Annotated in this window: 18 protein-coding genes; 9 read left to right on the top strand and 9 right to left on the bottom strand. The window is 48.3% G+C overall.

Annotated features, from left to right (window positions below; all coding sequences use genetic code 11):
- The first annotated feature begins 262 nt into the window (after positions 1 to 262).
- The 4 genes from nrdD to DW826_RS11075 all read left to right on the top strand — a co-directional run bounded on the left by nrdD (position 263) and on the right by DW826_RS11075 (position 5,232).
- On the top strand, positions 263 to 2,452 hold the full coding sequence (nrdD, locus tag DW826_RS11090; RefSeq protein ID WP_117552744.1) for an anaerobic ribonucleoside-triphosphate reductase: 2,190 nt from the start codon (positions 263 to 265) through the stop codon (positions 2,450 to 2,452).
- The gene (gene nrdG / locus DW826_RS11085; RefSeq protein ID WP_117552743.1) at positions 2,452 to 3,003 is read left to right on the top strand and encodes an anaerobic ribonucleoside-triphosphate reductase activating protein; all 552 of its coding nucleotides are present in this window, start codon (positions 2,452 to 2,454) and stop codon (positions 3,001 to 3,003) included. Before nrdD ends, nrdG begins: the two co-directional genes overlap by 1 nt.
- Positions 3,004 to 3,434: 431 nt before the next feature.
- Positions 3,435 to 3,881, top strand: a complete 447-nt coding sequence (locus DW826_RS11080; protein WP_117469977.1) for a MarR family winged helix-turn-helix transcriptional regulator — start codon at positions 3,435 to 3,437, stop codon at positions 3,879 to 3,881.
- The gene (locus DW826_RS11075; RefSeq protein ID WP_117469978.1) at positions 3,868 to 5,232 is read left to right on the top strand and encodes an MATE family efflux transporter; all 1,365 of its coding nucleotides are present in this window, start codon (positions 3,868 to 3,870) and stop codon (positions 5,230 to 5,232) included. Before DW826_RS11080 ends, DW826_RS11075 begins: the two co-directional genes overlap by 14 nt.
- A gap of 147 nt (positions 5,233 to 5,379) precedes the next feature.
- On the opposite strand, the gene DW826_RS11070 is transcribed toward DW826_RS11075, so the two are convergent.
- Positions 5,380 to 6,150 (bottom strand): IclR family transcriptional regulator, encoded by a 771-nt coding sequence (locus DW826_RS11070; RefSeq protein ID WP_199537912.1) that lies wholly within the window; start codon positions 6,148 to 6,150, stop codon positions 5,380 to 5,382.
- 290 nt (positions 6,151 to 6,440) lie between these two features.
- On the opposite strand from DW826_RS11070, the gene DW826_RS11065 reads away from it, so the two are divergent.
- Together DW826_RS11065 and gltS are read left to right on the top strand one after the other, a co-directional pair.
- Entirely contained in the window at positions 6,441 to 7,403 is a 963-nt protein-coding gene (locus tag DW826_RS11065) for an arginase family protein (protein WP_117469979.1), read from the top strand.
- 38 nt (positions 7,404 to 7,441) lie between these two features.
- Entirely contained in the window at positions 7,442 to 8,683 is a 1,242-nt protein-coding gene (gene gltS, locus DW826_RS11060) for a sodium/glutamate symporter (RefSeq protein WP_117469980.1), read from the top strand.
- 200 nt (positions 8,684 to 8,883) lie between these two features.
- On the opposite strand, the gene DW826_RS11055 is transcribed toward gltS, so the two are convergent.
- From DW826_RS11055 to DW826_RS11035, 5 genes are all read right to left on the bottom strand, one after another.
- Entirely contained in the window at positions 8,884 to 10,128 is a 1,245-nt protein-coding gene (locus tag DW826_RS11055) for a 3-isopropylmalate dehydratase large subunit (RefSeq protein ID WP_117552742.1), read from the bottom strand.
- Positions 10,129 to 10,142: 14 nt separating this feature from the next.
- The gene (locus DW826_RS11050) at positions 10,143 to 10,634 is read right to left on the bottom strand and encodes a 3-isopropylmalate dehydratase (protein WP_117552741.1); all 492 of its coding nucleotides are present in this window, start codon (positions 10,632 to 10,634) and stop codon (positions 10,143 to 10,145) included.
- An 88-nt stretch (positions 10,635 to 10,722) separates the two neighbouring features.
- Complete coding sequence (locus tag DW826_RS11045) at positions 10,723 to 11,973, bottom strand: 3-isopropylmalate dehydratase large subunit (RefSeq protein ID WP_117552740.1); 1,251 nt, start codon at positions 11,971 to 11,973, stop codon at positions 10,723 to 10,725.
- A gap of 4 nt (positions 11,974 to 11,977) precedes the next feature.
- Positions 11,978 to 12,460: a 3-isopropylmalate dehydratase small subunit gene (gene leuD / locus DW826_RS11040; protein WP_117552739.1), complete on the bottom strand. Its 483-nt coding sequence runs from the start codon at positions 12,458 to 12,460 to the stop codon at positions 11,978 to 11,980.
- Positions 12,461 to 12,772: 312 nt separating this feature from the next.
- Positions 12,773 to 13,396, bottom strand: coding sequence for an MBL fold metallo-hydrolase (locus tag DW826_RS11035; RefSeq protein WP_117552738.1), 624 nt, complete (start codon positions 13,394 to 13,396; stop codon positions 12,773 to 12,775).
- Positions 13,397 to 13,598: 202 nt separating this feature from the next.
- Between DW826_RS11035 and DW826_RS11030 the strand changes: the two genes are divergently transcribed.
- Positions 13,599 to 14,741, top strand: coding sequence for a M20 family metallopeptidase (locus DW826_RS11030; protein ID WP_117552737.1), 1,143 nt, complete (start codon positions 13,599 to 13,601; stop codon positions 14,739 to 14,741).
- A 237-nt stretch (positions 14,742 to 14,978) separates the two neighbouring features.
- Here the strand turns inward: DW826_RS11030 and DW826_RS11025 are convergent, their stop codons facing one another.
- From DW826_RS11025 to DW826_RS11015, 3 genes are all read right to left on the bottom strand, one after another.
- Complete coding sequence (locus tag DW826_RS11025; RefSeq protein WP_117512945.1) at positions 14,979 to 16,385, bottom strand: HAMP domain-containing sensor histidine kinase; 1,407 nt, start codon at positions 16,383 to 16,385, stop codon at positions 14,979 to 14,981.
- Positions 16,382 to 17,092, bottom strand: coding sequence for a response regulator transcription factor (locus DW826_RS11020; RefSeq protein WP_015554002.1), 711 nt, complete (start codon positions 17,090 to 17,092; stop codon positions 16,382 to 16,384). Before DW826_RS11020 ends, DW826_RS11025 begins: the two co-directional genes overlap by 4 nt.
- 169 nt (positions 17,093 to 17,261) lie before the next feature.
- On the bottom strand, positions 17,262 to 19,658 hold the full coding sequence (locus DW826_RS11015) for an endonuclease MutS2 (protein WP_117552736.1): 2,397 nt from the start codon (positions 19,656 to 19,658) through the stop codon (positions 17,262 to 17,264).
- A 364-nt stretch (positions 19,659 to 20,022) separates the two neighbouring features.
- Between DW826_RS11015 and DW826_RS11010 the strand changes: the two genes are divergently transcribed.
- Together DW826_RS11010 and DW826_RS11005 are read left to right on the top strand one after the other, a co-directional pair.
- A complete protein-coding gene (locus DW826_RS11010; RefSeq protein WP_181968048.1) occupies positions 20,023 to 21,348 on the top strand; it encodes a S1C family serine protease in 1,326 nt (441 codons plus the stop codon).
- A gap of 138 nt (positions 21,349 to 21,486) precedes the next feature.
- Positions 21,487 to 22,431, top strand: a complete 945-nt coding sequence (locus DW826_RS11005; RefSeq protein WP_117503814.1) for an HD domain-containing protein — start codon at positions 21,487 to 21,489, stop codon at positions 22,429 to 22,431.
- The last annotated feature ends 89 nt before the right edge of the window (positions 22,432 to 22,520 follow it).

Genomic DNA, 22,520 nt, shown 5'->3' with positions numbered 1-22,520 from the left:
GCGGCAAGTCCGACAGATCAATCATAAAATATCTAAATCAGATAAAATTTCTGTATAATTCTGAAAAAAACAAACTGTATATACAACCAAGAAAACTATCAGCAACTGAAATGTACATGCCTGAGGCCGGCCAGTAAATGCGCGGACCTGTAGGTCAGCTGTGTTTTTTAGCAGAATAGACAGAAGAGAAAAACAGGCAACGGCAGTTGTGCGTAAAGCGGACAATTCTGCCAACACAATGAAATGAAACGGGGAATCAGGGATGAAGATCATCAAAAGAAACGGAGCGGAGGAAAGTTTTGACACGCTCAAGATCGTAAATGCGGTCCAGAAGGCGTGCAACGCCACAGAAAATGCCTATCTGGCACCGGAACAGCTTACGGATATCGCGGATTATGTAGAGTACAAGTGCAATAAGCTGGGACGTGCTGTGTCTGTAGAGGAGATCCAGGATATGGTCGAGAACCAGTTGATGGCCATAGGTGCTTTTGCGATCGCGAAAAATTATGTGCGCTACCGCTATGACCGCTCTCTGGTGCGGAGAGCAAACACGACGGACAACCGGATCCTGTCCCTGATCGAGTGCAACAACGAAGAGGTTATGCAGGAAAATTCCAACAAGAATCCGACGGTCAACAGTGTACAGCGTGACTATATGGCTGGAGAGGTCAGCAAGGATCTCACGAGAAGACTTCTTCTTCCGGAAGATATTGTTGAGGCGGATAAGCAGGGAATCATCCACTTCCACGACTCCGACTATTTTGCACAGCATATGCACAACTGCGACCTTGTAAACCTGGAGGATATGCTGCAGAACGGCACTGTAATCAGCGAGACCCTGATCGAGCGCCCGCACAGCTTTTCCACAGCCTGCAACATTGCGACTCAGATCATCGCTCAGGTTGCCAGCAACCAGTACGGCGGACAGAGCATCAGCCTTGCGCATCTCGCTCCGTTCGTCCAGGTATCGAGGGTGAAGATCCGTCAGGAAGTGATTGGCGAGATGAAGGATCTTGGAATTGCTGTGACAGAGGATCAGATCGATAAGCTCACGGAGGAGCGTCTCCGCAGAGAGATCACGAAGGGAATCCAGACGATCCAGTATCAGGTCGTAACACTCCTTACTACAAACGGACAGGCACCGTTCGTTACCGTTTACATGTACCTCGACGAGGCAAAGAATCCGCAGGAGAAAAAAGACCTTGCGATGATCATCGAGGAGACCTTAAAACAGAGATATCTCGGCGTTAAAAATGAAGCCGGCGTATGGATCACACCGGCATTCCCGAAGCTGATCTATGTGCTCGATGAGGACAATATCACTCCGGATGCGCCGTATTACTATTTAACAGAGCTTGCGGCAAAATGTACCGCAAAGCGCATGGTTCCGGATTATATCTCCGCGAAGAAGATGCGGGAGTTAAAGGGCGATGTGTATACATGTATGGGATGCCGTTCCTTCCTGACTCCGGACCGTTCCTACGTAAAAGGAAACCTTGCGAATGCAGGAAACTACCGGGAAGGCGAGCGCAAGTATTATGGCCGCTTCAATCAGGGCGTTGTAACGGTCAACCTCGTTGATATCGGACTCAGTGCAAGAAAAGACATGAACAGGTTCTGGGAGATCTTTGATGAGAGAATGGAACTCTGCCACCGCGCAATGCGCTGCCGCCACGAGAGATTAAAAGGAACCTTATCCGATGCGGCTCCGATCCTCTGGCAGTATGGCGCGCTTGCCCGCTTAAAGAAAGGTGAGACCATCGACAAGCTCCTGTATGACGGATATTCCACACTTTCCCTTGGCTATGCAGGCCTCTGGGAGTGTGTATACAGCTTAATCGAGAAGAAACTGACTGAGCCGGAAGGAAAGAAACTCGGTCTTGAGATCATGCAGAAGTTAAATGACTACTGCGCGAAGTGGAAAGAGGCGGAAAATATCGATTACAGCATCTACGGAACCCCGCTGGAGTCCACAACCTACTCTTTTGCGAAGAGTCTCCAGAGACGCTTCGGCATCGTAAAGGGCGTAACTGACAGAAACTACATCACAAACAGCTACCATGTACATGTAACGGAACCGATCGACGCCTTCAGTAAGTTAAAATTAGAGTCTGAATTTCAGGCACTGTCCCCGGGCGGAGCGATCAGCTACGTGGAAGTTCCGAACATGCAGGATAATATCCCGGCTGTTCTTCAGGTCATCCGCTACATCTATGACAATATCATGTACGCGGAGTTAAATACGAAGAGCGATTACTGTCAGGTATGCGGTTACGACGGCGAGATCAGGATCATCGAGGATGACGGAAAGCTCGTATGGGAATGCCCACACTGCGGAAACCGTGACCAGAGCAAGCTCAATGTGGCGAGACGTACCTGCGGCTACATCGGAACACAGTTCTGGAATCAGGGCAGAACACAGGAAATTAAGGAAAGGGTACTGCACCTGTAATGAATTACGGAGAGATCAAAACATGTGATATTGCAAACGGTGAGGGAGTCCGCGTGTCCCTCTTTGTGTCCGGCTGTACACATCACTGTAAAAATTGCTTTAATGATGTGGCGTGGGATTTCGGATACGGAAAGCCGTTTACGGAAGAGACGGAAGAAATGTTATTAAAGGCGCTGGAGCCGGATTATGTGGATGGACTTTCGCTTCTCGGTGGAGAACCCTTTGAGCCGGAGAACCAGCGGGCACTTCTCCCGTTCTTAAAGAAAGTGCGCGAGAGATTCCCAAAGAAAAATATCTGGTGCTATACCGGTTATCTTTTCGATAAAGAGCTTCTCGGTGAGAGCCGGGCGAGATGTGAGTGTACGGATGAGATGTTAAGCCTGATCGATGTCCTCGTGGACGGCGAGTTTGTTCAGGAACTTTACAGCGTGGCACTGGCATTCCGCGGTTCGGAGAACCAGAGGATTATCGATGTGAAAAAGTCTCTGGAAACAGGGGAGATCGTCTGGCATGATCTGGTGAGCCGGGGAATCTCGATGAAGTTTAATTAGAATATAAAGCTATATATAGAAAAGATCCGGCAGTTGGGTTGTTTTACGGGAATTTTTGATTCTGTAAGACAACTTGATTGTCGGATCTTTTTGATGTAATAGGAAATTCCGAAGAATTCCCTGTCACACAAAAGGCACTAACGTGCCAATGATGCGCACTTGCGCGAAGATGTAGATTGTCGCAAGCGACTGCGCGAATGTGCCAGGGTGCAAATTCCGGTCGACCTGGGGAATATGCAGCCAAGGCACCTCTTTTTTATAAAATCTGTAGTGCAGGTAAGGACATCATGTGAAGAACGAGATCTGGATATGGCACCTGGATAGGATTAGAATGCTTAGAACTGCCGCTGCTCTTGACTTTTTAAGAATAGTCCTGTATACTAATATAGTTCTAAATAGAACAGTTCACTTTTGAACCAGAGGTGATACACATGAAATTTGTTGATTTTATGGCGGACAGCCGGGATTTCTATACGGGGCTCATTGATCCGGTCTGCAAAAAATACGGGCTGACCCAGATGGAATTCAATATTCTGCTGTTTCTCGCCAACAATCCGGAGTGCGACACCGCCGCCCGGATTATCAAGAAGCGGGCTTTTACAAAGTCCCATGTTTCCATGTCTGTCCGCTCATTAGAAGAGCGCGGACTGCTCACAGGGGAATATTATGGGACGGACCGGAGGACGATCCATCTGAAACTTACAGACGCTGCTGCGCCGATGGTCTCTGATGGAAAAAACGTCCAGAAACGGGCTGCTGAGATCATCTGCCGCGGATTCTCCCCGGAAGAGCACCGGATGCTGTTCGAACTTATGAACCGGATCAATTCAAACATTTCAGATTACAGGAAAGAAGGAAAACTGCATGAACAACAGTAAAGAATTTCTTGGGACAGAGCCGATCGGAAAGCTTCTTTTCAAGCTTGCCGTTCCATCTGTCATTGCACAGATCGTCAACATGCTGTACAACATCGTTGACCGGATCTACATTGGACATATCCCGGGAAGCGGAAGTCTCGCCCTGACCGGTGTCGGCGTCTGCCTGCCGATCATTATGGTGGTCTCCGCCTTCGCGGCCCTCGTCGGCTCCGGCGGTGCGCCGAGAGCGTCGATCTTTATGGGAAAAGATGACATGGACTCTGCGGAGAAGATTCTCAGCGGCTGTTTTACGGTTCAGATCATCATTTCTGCGATCCTGACAGCAGTCTTACTGTTGTTTGGCCGCTCTATGCTCTTGACTTTTGGAGCCAGTGAAAACACCATCGACTATGCCGTTGATTACATGAGTATTTACGCTGTCGGAACGATCTTTGTCCAGATGACGTTAGGCATGAACATGTTCATCACGGCCCAGGGATTTTCAAAGACCAGTATGCTGACGGTTACCATCGGAGCTGTCTGCAACATCATTTTGGACCCGATCTTTATCTTCGGGTTTGGCATGGGCGTAAAGGGTGCGGCTCTCGCGACGATCATCTCTCAGGCGGTATCCTGCGGATGGGTTCTCGCGTTCCTGACCGGAAAGAAGACCTTCTTACGGATCAAAAAGGAGTATTTAAAGCCGGTTCCATCTATCGTTTTTCCGTGTCTTGCGCTGGGACTTTCCACATTTGTGATGCAGTCCAGTGAGAGTGTTATCTCGGTATGCTTTAACTCTTCCCTGTTAAAGTACGGCGGAGATCTGGCAGTCGGTGCCATGACGATCCTTACAAGTACGATGCAGTTTGCAATGCTGCCGCTTCAGGGAATCGGACAGGGCGCACAGCCGATCATGAGCTATAACTACGGAGCGAGAAATATCGACCGTATGAAGAAGACATTCAAGCTCCATCTCGTGATCTCCCTGATCTATTCCACGTTGTTCTGGCTCTTTGTCCAGCTTTTCCCGGCAACCTTCGCGGGAATCTTCAGCTCCGATCCAGAACTCGTTTCCTTCACTGCAGGCGCTCTGCGGATCTACTGCGGTGCGATGTTCCTCTTTGGAATCCAGCTCGCCTGCCAGATGACCTTCGTTGCCATCGGATATGCGGTATGCTCGATCATCGTGGCAGTTGTGCGTAAATTTGTGCTTCTGCTTCCGTTAATCTTCATTGTTCCGATGTTCGTCAGCAATAAAACGCTGGGCGTCTACATGGCAGAGCCGATCGCGGATGCGATCGCAGTGACATTCACGGCGATTTTGTTTTCAATTCAATTTAAAAAGGCACTTAAAAAATTAGATAAGGCATAATAATCTTATACGCATATAGAAAAATCCGATGATCAGGATAACTGCACCAGTAAAATCGTACAGTATCCGATTATCGGATTTTTATTTCAATGGAAACAGTTTGATTCAAGACTTTGCTTGTCTAGAAAATATACTGAGTAAAAGGTTTTAAAGAGCTTCCTTTCTTTTTCCATCACATTTTAATAATATATTTTTAACTGCCTGTTGCAATGAATGTACCAGAACCATATAATCTAAACCGCGTAAACGCTCAACAGGTCCGGAGTAGGTTAGTGTATAAATATGATCCGGCATAGGAAGTGGAACTGCTACGGCAGCGACTCCCTCATCTACCTCCCCTTCGGAGATACAATATCCCCGCTGCCGGATTTCTTTTACTTGATTACGCAGCTTTTCTTCCAGACCAGGATAATTTTGAATTAGACGTTCAACCAATTCATCTGATTGTGCAGCCAGCAAAGTCTTACCGGTTGCACCACAATCTAAAGGTACAATATAACCGTTTTCACTTGAAATTCCCAAATTATGATGTCCTTTTACAAGATCCACGCAAATGCCCGTATCTCCGCGCAAAGAGGAAAGCACGACGGTTTCATTGTGTAAATCACACAAGCGGCGCATTTCTTCACTGATTAGCTGGCGTGTGGTATAGTGCACAGACACGGCAGATGCAATCATTAAAATACCGCTGCCCAACCGGTATTGTCCATTGGTGCTGGATTGCTCGATCCAGCCTACAGACTGCAGTGTGCGCAAAATACGGTATACTGTTGTTTTATGCAGACCAATCGCGCGGCTGATCTCAGTTAGGCTTAAATATTCCCGGCGCTGGGAAGCATAGTAATCTAGAATTTTTGTGGCATGAAGTACCGAATTTACCATAGGTGTGGAGGATTCAATAAAATTCGTATCGCCCATAAAGATTACTCCTTTTCTGTGTCCATTTTCTGAGTGGGGTGGCACTTTGCGGTCAGCGCAGTAAAGGCGCGGACTTATTAGACAACTACTAATGTAGTTTCATTATAGTAAACTGCCTGAAAAAAGTCAATCTGATATGTACTAGAATAGAAACAAACTGTTTCACGTGAGTGTCTGTATTTCAAAATAGACAACAAAACCTTGACTTATTTCTTAGATAGCATATAATGATATCAGAAAGACACAAAAACAAAACGCGTTTCAAAATTGTGACTAATAGGAGGTTTATTATGAATGCTTTTACTGTACAAGATGCACCGTTAAATATGGCACCTACTGGTATTGCGACTTTTGCTAAAGTACCGATCTGCTATGATATTCATCACGCTAATGCAGATATCGCTATTTTGGGCGCGCCATTTGATCTGGCGATTCAGGGAAAAACAGGATGTCGCCTTGGACCGCGTGGAATCCGCAATGCATCTACCCGCTTCCGCATGAAAAAGGGCGGCAACTATGATCCTGAGCGTAATAAGAGTTATCTGGATACCGATCTGTGGCGCGTGGTAGATTGTGGTGACTGTGATTATGTTCCGGGTGATTTAACTGCTACGAATAAAAATTTGGAAGAAGCAGTTCGCATTCTGGCAAAGCAGGGGGTTATGCCTATCGTTTTAGGTGGTGACTGTTCAGTCGGTCATCAAGCTGTAAAAGGATTAGATTGTTATTCCCAACTGGACATCATCCATTTTGATTCCCATCTGGATTGGACAAAACCGCTGAATGGTCAGCCATATTTCAATGGTTCACCTATGCGAAATAATTCCACACTGCCATATGTGGAAAAAATGATTCATCTGGGCATTCGCGGTATAGGAAGCAGTGGACCTGCTGATTTTGAGGAAGCACGTGCAAATGGCGATAAAATATATTCTGTTAAGGATTATCGTCGTGTTGGAATTGAAGAAATTTTAAAGAATTTGGAAGCTGGCCGTAATACGTTTATCCATTTTGATATTGATGCTATGGACTATCCGTTATCGAAAGGTACAGGATCTCCTATGCTGGGTGGATTTACATACGATGAAGCAACTGAGATGTTGGAAGCGATTGCGAACCACTGCAATGTAGTTGGTATGGCTATGACAGAAGTTGCTCCACAGTATGATGATGAAGGTGACACTACCTGTTACACAGCGGCTCGCCTGACTTGTGATCTGATGGGGTTTGCAACGAAAGCACGTGAAAAATAAAAAACTTGTCTGCTTTACAAAAAAAGGAGGATGCGCACATGTCGTTTGAGGTCATTGATTCCCTTTTTACCATCAAGGCTGATGGTATTATGACAGTTGCCATGGCTGCTGTGATATTGCTTATCGGTTTCTTTATCAAGAGCAAGGTTAAATTTTTGGAAAAATATTGTATTCCAGCACCTGTTGTTGGCGGATTCCTGTTTATGTTTGTCACTTTTATTGGTCATGTGACGGGAACATTTGCATTTTCGTTTGACAGTATGTATCAGTCGCCATTTATGCTTGCTTTCTTTACAACAGTTGGATTGGGCGCAAGTATCAGTTTACTGAAAAAAGGTGGCATGTTACTTATTGTTTACTGGCTGATTGCGGGTATTATCTCTGCTTTTCAGAATGTGATCGGCATCGGTGTAGGCAAGCTGGTTGGATTGGAGGCTCCTTATGCATTGCTCTCCAGCGCTATTTCCATGGTAGGTGGTCATGGTGCAGCGGCTGCTTATGGCAGTACATTCGCGGATATGGGATATACAGCAGCACCTCTGGTAGGAGCGGCAGCAGCAACGTTTGGATTAATCAGTGCTGTTATGGTAGGTGGCCCAGTTGGACGGCGGTTAATTGTAAAATACAATTTAAAACCGGATGCATCTGAAAATTTCGAGAGTGATATTAATACAGTAAACGCAGCCGGAGCAGCAAAGCTGAGCAGCCTGGATGTAATAAAGAATGTGACAGCTTTACTTGTTTGCATGGCGCTGGGAACTATGGTTTCCGGTTGGATTGGAAAGCGAATCGGAATGAGCTTTCCTACTTATGTGGGCGCAATGTTTGTAGCGGTAATAGTTCGCAACCTTAATGAAAAATTTAATTTTTATAATTTCGATTTTGCGATAGTTGATGGAATCGGAGATGTTATGTTATCACTGTATCTGTCTATTGCACTGATGACGCTGAAATTGTGGGAATTAGCTGGTCTGATCGGCGGTGTTCTGGTGGTGCTGATCTGTCAGGTAGTATTCATGGTTCTTGTCAGCTACTTTGTAGTATTCCGCCTGTTAGGAAAGAACTACGATGCAGCTGTAATGTGTGCTGGTCTGTGCGGCCATGGTCTAGGTGCTACTCCATCAGCAATTGTGAACATGACTGCTGTGAATGAGCGTTATGGCATGTCCCGCCGCGCAATGATGATTGTTCCTATCGTTGGCGCATTCTTGGTTGATATTATTTATCAACCGCAGACAATTTGGTTTATTAAGACCTTCGTACAGGGGTTTGTCGGTTAAAACCTTATGAAAATGCATTTAAAAACTCTATTAGGTTTTGCACATAAGTGTTCAAATTGATTATATAACACTTACATAAAAAATCCGGTAATCGGAGATAACCGCAAAGTATCATTGCGAGATATCCTGATTACCGGATTTTTATGATTCGATATGACGAGTCTGTTTTTACTTTGTAGTTATCGTTTGTGCTGACTGGCTTATTCCGGACAAACGATCTTACCAGCCACTGCACATGCCGCAGCCGTTCTCGGGGAGGCGAGATAGATCTGGACCTTGGATGTTCCCATACGTCCAAGGAAGTTACGGTTGTTGGTAGCGACAACACGTTCACCGTCTGTCAGGATGCCGCCTGCGCGTCCGCAGCAGAGACCGCAGCCCGGATGGGTGATCATAGCACCCGCCTCGGCCAGTGTCTCAAGGATTCCAAGGTCAGCGGCCTGTCTGTAGATCTTTCGGCTGGCCGGAGTTACGATCAGCTTTACGAATTTTGCAACCTGTTTGCCCTTTAAAACTTCGGCGGCAGCAGCCAGATCTTCCAGGCGTCCGTTTGTGCAGGAACCGATGAATACCTGGTCGATCTCTGTGCCTTCAAGTTCGCTGACATTGCGGATCTTGTCCACCTGGGACGGACACGCCATGACCGGAACGAAATCTTCCGCGTTGTATTCCATCACGCGGCAGTAAGCTGCGTCCGGATCGCCGAAAAGACTCTTCTGGTAGTCGTTTAAGGTAATATCACAGTATTCCGCCGTCTTTTCATCCGGTGTGAACAGAGCGCACTTTGCGCCTGCCTCGATGGCCATGTTAGAGATTGTCATACGGCTTGCGACAGTCATGCTTTCGACAGCGCTTCCGGAGAACTCCAGCGCCTTGTAAGTAGCGCCGTCCGCGCCGAGATCGCCGATGAGGCGGAGAATTACGTCCTTAGACATCACATTCTCCGGCAGTTTTCCGTTGATGACGACTTTGATAGTCTCAGGCACACGGATCCACATGGTTCCGGTGCCTAAGATACTTGCCATCTCCGTGTAGCCGATACCGGAAGAGAACGCACCGACGCAGCCGTAAGTCGTTGTGTGGCTGTCGGTACCGAATGCGATATCGCCCGGCTTTACATATCCGGCTTCGGTCATTAACTGGTGGCAGATTCCGTCGCTTCTGTGTACGTGGGTCATGCCGTACTTTTCAGCGAATGCATTTCCGATGCGGAAGTGTCTCGTGTCGTCCTGCTGGCTTGCCGGAACGAGGTGATCGTAGATCAGAACGACCTTGTCCGGATCCCACAGCTTTTTAAAGCCCATTTCTTCAAATTTTTCAGCCACGAACGGAATAAAAATGTCGTGGATCATGACGCGGTCCACATTTACGATCGCGATATCGCCTGGATTTACGGACTTTCCGGTATTATGTTCAACGATTTTCTCAATTACTGTCTTTCCCATTGTATTCTCCCCCTTTAATCGAGACCATTCAGCTTGCGCATGGCTTTTACAAGACCGCCTGCGCGGATAATGTCCATCAGGTTCTCCGGAAGAGATGCGATCGGGTAAGTTTTGCCGTTGTAGTCGATGTGTTCGTTCATCACAACGGATACGGTATCGCCCTCTTTGATGTCATCGTGAAGTGTTGGCTGTTCGATTAAGAGCAGGCCGTTGTTGATGGAGTTACGGAAGAAGATCCTCGCGAAGGATTTCGCGATCACGCATTGGATTCCCAGCGCTTTGATGATCTCCGGGGCCTGTTCCCTGGAAGAGCCGCAGCCGAAGTTCTTTCCGGCAACAATGATATCGCCCGGCTTGATCTGTCCTGCAAGCTCCGGGCGGAGCGGACTGAATCCGTACTGTTTCATATCGTCAATGGTTTTTAATGCAAGGTACTCGGTCGGGATGATGATGTCGGTGTCGATGTCATCGCCCAGGACCCAGACCTTTCCGGTCATTTTTTCCATGGTTGTTTTCCTCGATTTCTATAATGGCACAACTGCCCGCATGAAAGGACAGGCAGCTGTGAAAAACGTTCTTGTAAATAAAACGAAATTATAAATCACTCGCTAACGCGATCTCGCCTTTAATTGCAGAAGCAGTAACAGTCGCAGCGGATCCAAGATATACCTTGGAGCTCGGATGACCTGCGCGGCCCTTGAAGTTTCTCGTACCGGTGCTGATCAGGACTTCGTTCTCGCCGATCACACCCTGGCAGCTGCCCCAGCATACGCTGCAGTTCGGGTTCATAACAATTGCACCGGCTTCCATAAAGATGTCGATCAGGCCTTCCTTCAGTGCCTGGAGATAAACGGTCTGGCTTGCCGGAACCACAAGGAAACGAACTTTTTCAGCGACCTTCTTTCCTTTAATGATGGAAGCGCCGACTCTCAGGTCCTCGATACGTCCGTTGTTGCAGGAACCTAAGAATGCCTCGTCGATCTTCACGCCGCGGACTTCCTCAGCCGGAACCAGGTTATCAACGAAGTCTGGTTTTGCCACTACCGGACGGATCTTGGAGAGGTCAAAGGTATATTCTCTCGCGTATACAGCATCCGGATCGCTCTTAAAGAGTGCCTTCGGCTTTCTTCCGTGAGCTTCCAGATATTCGATGGCTTTCTCGTCCGGCTCGAAGATACCGGTCTTGGCACCTGCCTCGACAGCCATGTTGCAGAGGACCATACGCTCGCTGATGCTCAATGTCTTAGCGCCCTCGCCTGTGAACTCCATAACCTGGTAGTTGCAGCCGTTTGCGCCGATGGTGCCGATGATGGTTAAGATCAGGTCTCTCGCGTAAACGCCTTCCGGCAGCTTTCCGACGAGGTTGAATTTTACAGTCTCCGGAACAAGAACCCAGGATTTTCCTGTCACCATGCCGTAGAGGAGGTCTGTACATCCAACGCCGGTACCGAAGGCACCGAGAGCGCCGTAAGAGCAGGTGTGGCTGTCAGCACCGAAGATCAGCTCGCCCGGGCAGACATAATGTTCCATCATGACCTGGTGGCAGACGCCTTTTCCCTCCCAGAAATCAATGTTGTTTTCCTTCGCGAAGTCGCGCATCTTCTTCTGGGATGCCGCTGTCTTCGGGCAGTCGGACGGAACATTGTGGTCTACAATGAATACCATCTTTTTTGTGTCCGCGATGTGCGGATGTTTTAATTTATTGCGGTACATGTCAACGGTCAGATGGGTAGTTCCGTCGTTACTCATCATACGGTCTAATGTTACGGTATGGATATCTCCCGGTTTTACGCTCTCAACACCGGCTGCCGCCGCGATGATCTTTTCTGCGATTGTCATTCCCATTGTCCTATTCCTCCTCACGGTTTAAAGAAGCGATCAGTCCGCCCTGATTTAAGATGTTCTGCATGTATTCCGGTAACTTGGTACAGGAATAGGTCTTTCCGTTTGCGTGAGCAGTTCCGTCAGACATGGAAAGTTCCATGGTATCACCGGTCTTTACATCATCCGGCAGGTCTTTACAGACGATAACCGGAAGTCCGATATTGATGGCATTTCTATAGAAAATCCTTGCGAAGGATTTTGCAACGACGGCCTGTACGCCGAGGGCTTTTAAAACGCCCGGTGCCTGTTCTCTGGAAGAACCGCAGCCGAAGTTCTCGCCGCCGACAACAAAATCGCCCGGTTTTACTTTTTTGGGGAAATCCGGGTCGAGAGACTCGAATGTGTGCTCTTTCATCTCTTCCAGATTCGGTAAGAGCAGATATTGGGATGCAATGATCTGATCGGTATCAAGGTCATTATGAAATTTAAAGATCATTCCTTTTGCCATGACTTTATATGTTCCTTTCTTATCTAAGAAATATTAAAAGACAGCTGCGAAGATATAGACCGTCAGCCGCCGTAACAGTTCATGAATTCTTTCATTCCCTCATTATAGCATAGGATCAGGCATAAATAAAATGGCACGTATTGATATGGCACATAACTTAAAGTTATAAAATTATAGTACTCTCCAGCGCCGGGAAAAGGACATAAAAATTGCTGCAGTTAAACTCTGTATTTGAGCGGACATGACAGCTGTATTTTTACACCGCCGGTCGGATCATCACGGAAAACTGCAGCAAAAATGGAACTTATCTGGTTATTTCAGCTTCAAAACCGCCGTTTGCGGTCTCGTCTCAGCCGTCAGCACCAGTGTGTTGGAGTCGTACTCCACCACATTCCGGCAGAGTCCTGTAAATTCCTCAAGACGTCCGATCACCGGATAGCCGAAATGGTCAGAGCGGTAGTGCATCGGGATCACAACGCGGGGCGCGAGGTCATCCACCACAGCCTTCGCCTGGACCGCATCGATCGTATAATAACCGCCCACAGGGATCAGGATCGCGTCGAGATGCTTTAACAGATCCTTTTGTTCTCTGGTAAGAGGACATCCGATGTCACCCATATGGGCAATTTTAAGTCCATCTGATTCTAAAATGTGGATCCGGTTCGGTCCGCGGAGGGCTCCCTGTTCCGGGTCATGCCAGGTGTCGATCTTCGTGATGGAAAACGGGTTTTTTGTCCCGCTGTGCTTTAAGGTTACTGCGTCTGTGTATCCGTGGTCACCGTGCTCGTGGCTGCAGAGTACCATGTCCGCAATGAGGGAAAGCGGAGCGAGTCCCGGTACTGTATTCGGGCCATATGGATCAAATACAATGGAAAATCCATCTTTTTCAACGGTAAAACAGGAATGACCATTCCAGGTGATAGAAATAGAATTCATAATTATGTCCTCCTCTCGAGCAGTTAGAAATGATTGAGCAGATGACTATATTTTATCATGAAACGCAGGGAGATTCAATGGACGAAAAGCAAGGTCCCATCTGAGCCAGAGTGGGAAATTTATGTGATCAGTGCTTGAGAAATCAGGAGCAGCCGCGGTATAATAGTGGATATAATATCGGGCATAACAGGAGGAAATGGCGATGGATCTTACACAGGTAAAGCACGAGATTGAAACATTGGCGGAGAAACACCGGGATGAGTTTGAGGTTGTCAGTGCATACATATTTGCTCATCCGGAGCTGGCATACCATGAAACGCTGGCGCAGGATCAGCTATGCGGGCTGTTGGAAAAGCATGGCTTTAAAGTACAGCGGGGAGCCGGCTCTCTGGAGACCGCATTTGTGGCGGAATACCAGAGCGGAAAGCCGGGATTGACCTTTGCGTTTATGTGCGAGTACGACGCGCTCCCTGAAATTGGACATGCATGCGGTCACAATCTGATCGGCACCAGCGGAGCCGGGGCCGCTGTGATATTAAAAGAGATCATGGAAAAATACGGGATCGGCGGAACCCTGAAGGTTCTTGGAACACCGGCAGAGGAAAACGGAAGCGGAAAGATCACGATGCTGGACGAAGGAATTTTCGATGGTGTGGATATGGCGCTGATCATGCATCCGAGTGATATGTCCATGGCAGATGATATCTCATTTGCAGCCGTAAATAAGACCTATACCTTCACCGGCAAACCGGCACATACCGCAGCGTGTCCGTGGATGGGGGCCAGCGCGTTAAACGGAGTTCTCCAGATGTTCCATGCGGTAGATTCCCAGAGACTTCATTTTAAGGATTATACGAGGGTTCACGGAATTATCGTGGAAGGCGGAACCGTTGTGAATATTGTTCCGGAGAGAGCGGTCTGCAGATTTAATATCAGGGCACTGGATGCGGAGTACCTGAAAGATGTGATCTCCGTGATAGACCGGTGCGCGAAAGGCGCAGCCATCTGCGCCGGTGTAGATGTGGAAATTCAGCAGAATGGCTATCTGATAAAAGATGTCCGCAACAACAGAGAACTTGTGACGGCAGTGGAAAAGAACATGGATTTCATTGGAGAACATCATATCCCCCGTGATCTGACTCAGGGAATCGGTTCCACGGATGTGGGAAATGTGACTCAGGCACTTCCGGCTGCCCAGTTTTATATCGGTGTGGGCGAAGGCTTGGGAACCCATACAGCAGCATTTGCGGACGCTGCAGGAGGAGAAGCAGGAAGACGTGCTCTCACTGCAGCAGTAAAAGTGCTGGCAATGACAGGACTTGATATGATGTCCGGCCGATCATAAAAATAACAAAGCATGAAGGTGGTTGTTCATGCGATCGGGACGAAGATGAAAGAAATCTAAGAAAACGGAAGAATCGACAGAAATAAAAATCTCTGCCCGGACACGCCGAGGTGCGTCCAGACAGAGATTTTTTGTGCACTGTGGGAAAATATAGATTGTCGCAAACGACCGCGCGAGATGCGAGTAACAAAAAACGGACACAGAATAGATATTTCTGTGTCCGGATGTTTGGCTGTATTACAGTGCCGTCGCCTTCGGCAGCGTAAAGATAAATTCCGACCCGACCCCCTGGGTGCTGATCACATCAATATTTTCCCCATGTGCCTGTATGATCTCTTTTACGATTGCCAGACCGAGTCCTGTTCCCTTCTTATCCTTACCTCTGGAGAGATCCGACTTATAGAACCGGTCCCAGATCTTCTTGATACTCTCTTTCGGAATACCGATTCCCGTATCTTTCACGGAAATAAAGACTTTCTCGTACTTCAGCGAAGTCTGGATATAGATCACAGAGTTCTCACGGCTGAATTTGATGGCGTTGTCGATCAGATTGTAGAGTACCTGCTGGATCTTACCGAGGTCTGCATACACCATCTGGATATCCGCAGCGAAGGTGAGATCGAGAACGATATCCTTGGCATTGCAGGTTCCTTCAAAGGTTGCCGCGGTATCTTTAATAACGCGATTGATATCAAAGTTGCTCCGTGTCAGGAATCCCTTGCTGTCGAGAGAGTTTAACGTCAACATGCCCTGAGTGAGTTTGTTTAAGCGCTCTGTCTCGGAAATCAGGATACCGAGATATTTATCATATAATTCCGGCGGGATCGTTCCGTCTTTGATCGCTTCCAGATACCCCTTGATGGATGTCAGCGGGGAGCGGAAGTCGTGGGAGACGTTGGCGATAAAGGAATGCTGATATTCCTCCATCTTATTTAATTCACTGGACATATAATTTAAGGTGTTGGCAAGATACCCCATCTCATCGGCAGAATTTACCTTGATCGTATGACTTAAATTTCCCGCCGCGTATTCCTTCGCGCCCGCAGTGATCTTTTTTAACGGGACATATACAGTCTTTGTGAACACGAGAAGAATGATCAGGGAGAGGATGAAAACCACCAGCGCTGTAATGTATACAATGTTCAGGATCCGGTCTTTCCCATGTACGATCTGTTCGATGGGCATATGGATCACTACATAACCATATGTATTGAAGTTGCCCGTGATCGGCGCAATGACGGACAGCATCTCCTTATCAAACATGCCGAAAAATCTGCCGGTCATATACGAGCGGTTTCCCGCCACGGTGGGATCAAAACCATCGATGGCGGTGCCGATATGGGAGGCTGGGGCAGTCTCCGCAACGACGCTGCCTTTCTGGTTGATGACCCAGGCCTGTGCCTTTAAGTAGGTGGCAACGGCCTGCAGCTGCGGGTTTGCCGTGGACAGACTGATATTTTTGCCCTGATAGATATCGCTGTAGGTGGAGGCGAGAAGATTCGCCTCATCGTAGAGCGATTCAGACTTTTCTTCTAAGAGATACTGGTAGGTGATCTCCGAGGACATGGTCGCGATGAAAATGAAACCGAGAAGACCAAACACCAGATATCCGAGAAGAAACTTGGTATAAAGAGAACGGGTCATCGTCTTACCTCGAATTTATAGCCGATTCCCCAGACGGTGGACAGCGCCCAGTTCTCGTCGTCGCGGATCTTCTCGCGAAGACGTTTGATGTGGACATCAACAGTCCGGGTGTCACCGATATACTCATAGCCCCAGATATGATCCAACAGCTGTTCTCGGGTAAAGACCTGATTCGGAGAGGAGGCAAGGAAGTATAAAAGTTCCAGCTCCTTCGGCGGCATATCCACAGAGTGACCTTTGTAGAGGACGGAATAGTTCGTCAGGTTGACGATGAGATTCGGATACTCCACATATTCTCCCTGCTGTTTTGTCGCAGCGGACATACTGACCGGGGCCGCCTGATAGCGGCGGAGAACAGCCTTGACTCTGGCGACAAGTTCTTTTGAATCGAACGGCTTGATCATATAGTCATCGGCACCGAGTTCCAGACCTAAAACTTTGTCGAAGACCTCGCCCTTTGCGGACAGCATGATGATCGGTACCTGAGAGGTCGTGCGGATCTCCCGGCAGACCTGATAGCCATCCATGCCCGGCAGCATCAGGTCGAGAAGGATCAGGTTCGGCTTAAAGACCGGAACCTCCTTCAATGCGGATTCTCCGTCCCCGACGATCTTTGTATCATAACATTCTTTCATCAGGTACAGGGAAATTAACTCTGCAATATTCTCGTCATCGTCGACGATGAGAATTCTCTGTTTATCGACCATGGAGGTCTCCTCCTTCTAAAATTTATCGTAAAAATTTCGTTTTTTGCCTGTAAATCAGGGCAGGTTTCTATTTCCTATAGGATGATGGGTAAAATTGAAACCTTTGCGGTTAACATAACTTTAAAATAGTACTGTTCAGACAAAATCCGACGCAGTTCCTAATTGAAAGTTACTTGAAGGTTACGATCGTAACTCCCGTATCGCCTTCCCCAAACTCACCAAGTCGGAATTCCTTCACATATTTAAGCTTCTTCAAATGCTTATGAACCGCAGCCCGCAGCGCTCCTGTTCCGCGCCCATGCACAACGCGGACCTGCGGAAGATGGGCGAGATAAGCATCATCCAGATACTTGTCAAGAACAGGCATCGCCTCGTCCGTTGTCATTCCGATGAGATTGACCTCCGGGGAGACGGAGAAGGATTTTGCCATTTTGATCTTTCCGCTTCCGGTGTTGTTCCGCTTCAGGGCAGCCGGATCGAGGCCCGGTCCGGATACGGACGCCTCGTCTAAAAGTTCCAGATCTTTGATATTTACAAGGGAGCGCAGGATTCCCATCTGCACATAGAGATCGCCTTTTGCGTTCGGCAGTGTGCTGACTGTTCCCTTTAAGTTCATTGTGAGGACTTTAACACCGTCACCGATCTTTAATTTCTTCGGTGAGATCGTCTTTTTCGGCCCCTTATTGTTCTTCAGACTTAAGCTTTTATCGACTTTATCCAGCTTTTCGCGGAGCTTTGTTCTCTCAGCTTCCAGCTCTTTTCCGACACCGGAGCTTGCGGCAAGCTTGTTGATATTCCGGATCGTCTGGTCCGCGGTCTCTTTCGCCTCGCGTAAGATCCGCTGGGCTTCCTCGTTGGCGTTCTTTAAGAGCTTTTCCTTCCGCTCATCAAGCCGCTCTTCCTTCTGCTCGATATTCTTCTTTAAACGGGAGATCTCTTCCTTGTAGCTTGCGATTTCCTCACGCTCTTTTTCGATGGTCACGCGGCTCTGCTCTAAGTTCGCAAGCAGGTCCTCAAATGCCTCATCATTGGATTCCAGATGGGTCTTTGCATCATCGATGATGTAATCCGGCAGACCTAACTGTCTGGAAATCGCGAATGCGTTGCTCTTTCCGGGAATACCGATCAAAAGCTTATAAGTCGGACGCAGTGTTTCAACATTAAATTCACAGCAGGCGTTCTCAACACCCGGCGTTGACAGGGCGAATACTTTCAATTCGCTGTAGTGGGTGGTCGCCATGGTCCGGCACTTCATATTGTGAAGGAAGGACAGGATAGAGATCGCTAAAGCAGCGCCCTCGGTGGGGTCCGTTCCGGCGCAAAGCTCATCGAAAAGGCAGAGAGACCGGCTGTCTGCCTGATTTAGGATCTTAACGATATTTGTCATGTGGGCGGAGAAGGTACTTAAGCTCTGCTCGATGCTCTGCTCATCGCCGATATCCGCGAATACCTCGTCAAAAACGGAAAGCTCGGATCCGTCAAACGCCGGGATCTGCAGACCGGATTGTCCCATCAGGGTAAACAGACCGACCGTCTTTAAGGATACGGTCTTACCGCCGGTATTCGGTCCTGTTACGATCAGCAGGTCGAAATCTCTTCCCATCCAGATATTGATCGGAACGACCTTTTTTGGGTCAAGGAGCGGATGGCGGCCATCCTTGATATGGATATAACCTTTTCGGTTAAACTTCGGCATGGAACAGTTATAGATTCTTGAGAGAGCAGCCTTCGCGAAGATGAAATCCAGCTTTGTGAGGATCTCAAAATCCGTTGTGATCGGCTCGATATACGGGACGAGCTCGGTGCTTAAGGCAGCTAAGATCATCTCGATCTCTTTCTGCTCCTTTAATTCCAGTTCACGGAGTTCGTTGTTTAGCTTGATGATCGCCATCGGCTCGATAAAGAGTGTGGATCCGGTGGTCGACTGGTCATGGACCATTCCGGCAAACTGGCTCTTATACTCGGCGCGGACCGGGAGACAGTAGCGTCCGTCACGCATGGTGATAACGGCATCCTGCAGCATGGTACGGCTGGAGTTTAGGATGGAGTTCAACTGGGTGTGGACTTTATCTGCCGTGATCTTCATCTGGCGGCGGACGTGGTGGAGTCCCGGGCTTGCATCATCGGCGATCTCATCTTCACCGAGAATACAGCGGGTGATCTCACTGTTCACATTCGTCAGTGGTTCCAGAGTGCGGAACATCTCATCGAGAGAGTCATCAGGAAGTTCCATATTTTCCGGATGGCGTCCATAATTCTTTGCGCGGGCCGCACAGGTCAAAAGTCCGCTGACGGAGAGAAGCTCCGTGATGCTTAAGGAGCTGCCGATCTCCAGACGTTTTAAGGAATCCCGTACATCCCGGACTCCGGCTAAGGAGAGACTTCCTTTCTGGCGGACACGGGTCACCGCATCGGCGGTCTCGGTCTGGGTCTGGACAATCTCGTTGAAATTCGAGGACGGTGTCAGCTCCCGGCACATCTTCTTTCCCGGTTCGGACGCCGCACAGTCGGTCAGGCGGTCAATAATTTTATAATATTCAAGTGTTTTTAATACTTTCTGATTCATAGGTCGATCCTTTTTTCCTTTCAATACGCAGACATTCCGCAGTATGAAACATGCGGAGATTTTCAGTAAAGATGCCTGCCTGCACAGAAAAAGTATAACACAAACGTGTTAAATATCATAGAGATTTTTTCTTACGGTGGAGGTGTCCGATTTGGGAGGGAGAGCCTGTGGAAAAGGTTATCGAATGGTACGGAGAAACTTGTATACACCATTTTTTTGTTGCATAATAAGAGGAAAAAAATTATAATGAAAAGAAAATAGGCTAAACGCAAAGAATCCGCAAATGGAATCATATTTTGATGGATATTTGCCTGTAGCAGCAGGAGTAAGGGCTGCTGTAAGATATGAAAAGGAGACTTTTTTCATGTCAGATACACCTAACGAGAAAAAATTTATGAGGGAAAAGGTCGTAAAACCTCCGATCGATAAGCGTAGGGCCGCGGGCCGGATCCTGTGCTATGTTCTTTTTGCGGCCGTTTTCGGTGGAGTTGCTGCGGTGAGCTTTGTGGCATCACTGCCGACAGCGAAAAAGCTTTTGGGTAAAGAGCAGCCAGTGACCTCCGCACCGATCACGATCGAACGGGACCAAGATCCATCCGGCGAGCCGACACCGGTGGAGACCATGGCGGAGACCACAGGAGAGGGGATCCGCGCGGAAGATCTGAAGGATGAGGTGGATAAGATCGTTGGGGACGCCATGGAAAAGTTCCCATGGACGACGAAAAACCTCACCGAGTTAAACGACGCGTTCCGGAACATCTACCTGGAATCCGAGAAGAGTATCGTGACAGTTTCCGCAGTGAAAAACGACGTGGACTGGTTTGATAACCCTATTGAGACGACAGGACAGTATGCGGGAATCATCATCGCGGTGAATTCCAGCGAGGCGCTGATTCTGACAGGACAAAGCGCGGTGGCTGGAGCCGACTCCCTGCGGGTGACCTTTGGGGACGGATCCACGGCGGCAGTAGAACTGAAATCCCAGGACATCACCTCCAAGATGGCAGTTGTCAGTGCGAAGATCTCTGATATTGAAGGGCAGACCGTAAACTGGATGAAGGCGGTGGAACTCGGAAACTCCTATTCCGTCCGTACCGGGGACATGGTCCTCGCGGTGGGAAGTCCCTCCGGACATGTCCATTCCGTCAAGCAGGGGCTGATTGCCTATGTGGCAAAGGGAGTCCAGGCAGTGGATGGTCAGACGCGTATCCTGTATACCGAGTTTGAGAGCCATGCAGACGAGGGAACATTCCTCTTAAATCTTTCCGGCCAGCTGGTGGGCTGGGCAACCGACACTTATCAGTCCGGTGATAATGGACAGACGGAAGATAAGACGATGGCGATACCGATCTCGGAGTACAAGGGCGTGCTCCAGAAGCTCACAAACGGACAGTCCGCCCCGTATTTCGGAATCCGGGGACAGGATGTGACCTCCGTGATGATGGAGAGCGGAATCCCCAGCGGAGTATATATAACAGATTCCATTGCAGATGGACCTGCCTACAACGTGGGGATCCAGAACGGTGATATCCTGACAAAGATCAGGGACACGGAGATCCAGACGATCCGGGACTTCCAGAACCGGCTGGAGGACACGAAGACCGGAGATTCTGTAAAAGTTACGGTAAAACGGAAGTCTATTGATGAATATAAAGAGATAGAGTATCAAGTGACGATTGGAGCCAGGTAGTTATTACTGCCTGGCTTGTAACTGCTCAGACTTACTGAACAGTTATCTAGTCCAATAATAACGTTTCAGCCTTAAAACTGAAACGCTAGATGTAAAGACAGAAAACGTCTGTCGACGCAATGAATAGAAGGAGAGATTATGAGATTTATTGAAACATTCCGGGAAGGAAACCACATTTCGGATGTATACCTGTGCAAGACAAAACAGATCGCGCTCACAAAGAATGGAAAAGAGTATGGTTCTCTTGTACTGCAGGATAAAACAGGAACTGTTGACGCGAAGATCTGGGAGTTAAACTCTCCGGGAATCAACGAGTTTTGCGCACTGGATTACGTGTATGTTGACGCAGACGTGACTCTGTTCCAGGGACAGAACCAGTTAAATGTAAAACGGATCCGCAAGGCGGATGAGGGCGAGTACCATCCGGCAGATTATCTCCCGGTGACCACAAAGGACATCCCGACGATGCAGCATGAGCTCACCCAGTACATCACAACCATCAAGAACGAGTACTTAAGAAAGCTGGCATCCGGCTATTTCAACGACCCGGAGTTCATGAAGGCGTTCTCCTTCCATTCCGCGGCAAAGAGCGTTCATCACGGCTTCGTCGGCGGACTTTTAGAACATACCTTAAGTGTTGTAAAAATGTGCGATTACTTCTGTAAACAGTACCCGGTGCTGAATCGCGACCTGCTCTTGACGGCAGCGATGTTCCATGATATCGGAAAGACAAAAGAACTTTCCGCGTTCCCGGAGAATGACTACACAGATGACGGACAGCTTCTCGGCCACATCATCATCGGCTCCCAGATGGTAAAAGAGCGGATCGACACGATGCCGGGATTCCCGAAAAAGCTGGAGAGTGAGCTGATCCACTGCATTCTTGCACATCACGGTGAGCTTGAGTACGGTTCCCCGAAGAAACCAGCCCTGATCGAGGCGATGGCATTAAATCTTGCGGACAACGCGGACGCGAAAATGGAGACCATGACAGAGATCTTAAGAGGTGCCGGGGACAACATGGGCTGGCTCGGCTACAACCGCTTCATGGAGACGAATGTCCGCCGGACGAGTGAAAACTAGTATGTAGAAAAATTGACCCGCAGCGGATCATAAATCGTGCATAATTTTGATAATAATTTGTCATAGAAAGACAGATGACACGAAATGTC

The sequence above is a fragment of the Clostridium sp. AM34-11AC genome (assembly GCF_003435375.1).
GTDB classification, from domain to species: Bacteria; Bacillota; Clostridia; order Lachnospirales; family Lachnospiraceae; genus Pilosibacter; species Pilosibacter fragilis.
Note: the sequence above shows the minus strand (reverse complement) of the source record. Positions and strands in the feature narration are given on the sequence as shown.

Bases quoted from the DNA above. Each gene is read 5' to 3' on its own strand.
- nrdD (WP_117552744.1), top strand. From the start codon at position 263: ATGAAGATCATCAAAAGAAACGGAGCGGAGGAAAGTTTTGACACGCTC.
- nrdG (WP_117552743.1), top strand. From the start codon at position 2,452: ATGAATTACGGAGAGATCAAAACATGTGATATTGCAAACGGTGAGGGA.
- DW826_RS11080 (WP_117469977.1), top strand. From the start codon at position 3,435: ATGAAATTTGTTGATTTTATGGCGGACAGCCGGGATTTCTATACGGGG.
- DW826_RS11075 (WP_117469978.1), top strand. From the start codon at position 3,868: ATGAACAACAGTAAAGAATTTCTTGGGACAGAGCCGATCGGAAAGCTT.
- DW826_RS11070 (WP_199537912.1), bottom strand. From the start codon at position 6,150: ATGGGCGATACGAATTTTATTGAATCCTCCACACCTATGGTAAATTCG.
- DW826_RS11065 (WP_117469979.1), top strand. From the start codon at position 6,441: ATGAATGCTTTTACTGTACAAGATGCACCGTTAAATATGGCACCTACT.
- gltS (WP_117469980.1), top strand. From the start codon at position 7,442: ATGTCGTTTGAGGTCATTGATTCCCTTTTTACCATCAAGGCTGATGGT.
- DW826_RS11055 (WP_117552742.1), bottom strand. From the start codon at position 10,128: ATGGGAAAGACAGTAATTGAGAAAATCGTTGAACATAATACCGGAAAG.
- DW826_RS11050 (WP_117552741.1), bottom strand. From the start codon at position 10,634: ATGGAAAAAATGACCGGAAAGGTCTGGGTCCTGGGCGATGACATCGAC.
- DW826_RS11045 (WP_117552740.1), bottom strand. From the start codon at position 11,973: ATGGGAATGACAATCGCAGAAAAGATCATCGCGGCGGCAGCCGGTGTT.
- leuD (WP_117552739.1), bottom strand. From the start codon at position 12,460: ATGGCAAAAGGAATGATCTTTAAATTTCATAATGACCTTGATACCGAT.
- DW826_RS11035 (WP_117552738.1), bottom strand. From the start codon at position 13,396: ATGAATTCTATTTCTATCACCTGGAATGGTCATTCCTGTTTTACCGTT.
- DW826_RS11030 (WP_117552737.1), top strand. From the start codon at position 13,599: ATGGATCTTACACAGGTAAAGCACGAGATTGAAACATTGGCGGAGAAA.
- DW826_RS11025 (WP_117512945.1), bottom strand. From the start codon at position 16,385: ATGACCCGTTCTCTTTATACCAAGTTTCTTCTCGGATATCTGGTGTTT.
- DW826_RS11020 (WP_015554002.1), bottom strand. From the start codon at position 17,092: ATGGTCGATAAACAGAGAATTCTCATCGTCGACGATGACGAGAATATT.
- DW826_RS11015 (WP_117552736.1), bottom strand. From the start codon at position 19,658: ATGAATCAGAAAGTATTAAAAACACTTGAATATTATAAAATTATTGAC.
- DW826_RS11010 (WP_181968048.1), top strand. From the start codon at position 20,023: ATGTCAGATACACCTAACGAGAAAAAATTTATGAGGGAAAAGGTCGTA.
- DW826_RS11005 (WP_117503814.1), top strand. From the start codon at position 21,487: ATGAGATTTATTGAAACATTCCGGGAAGGAAACCACATTTCGGATGTA.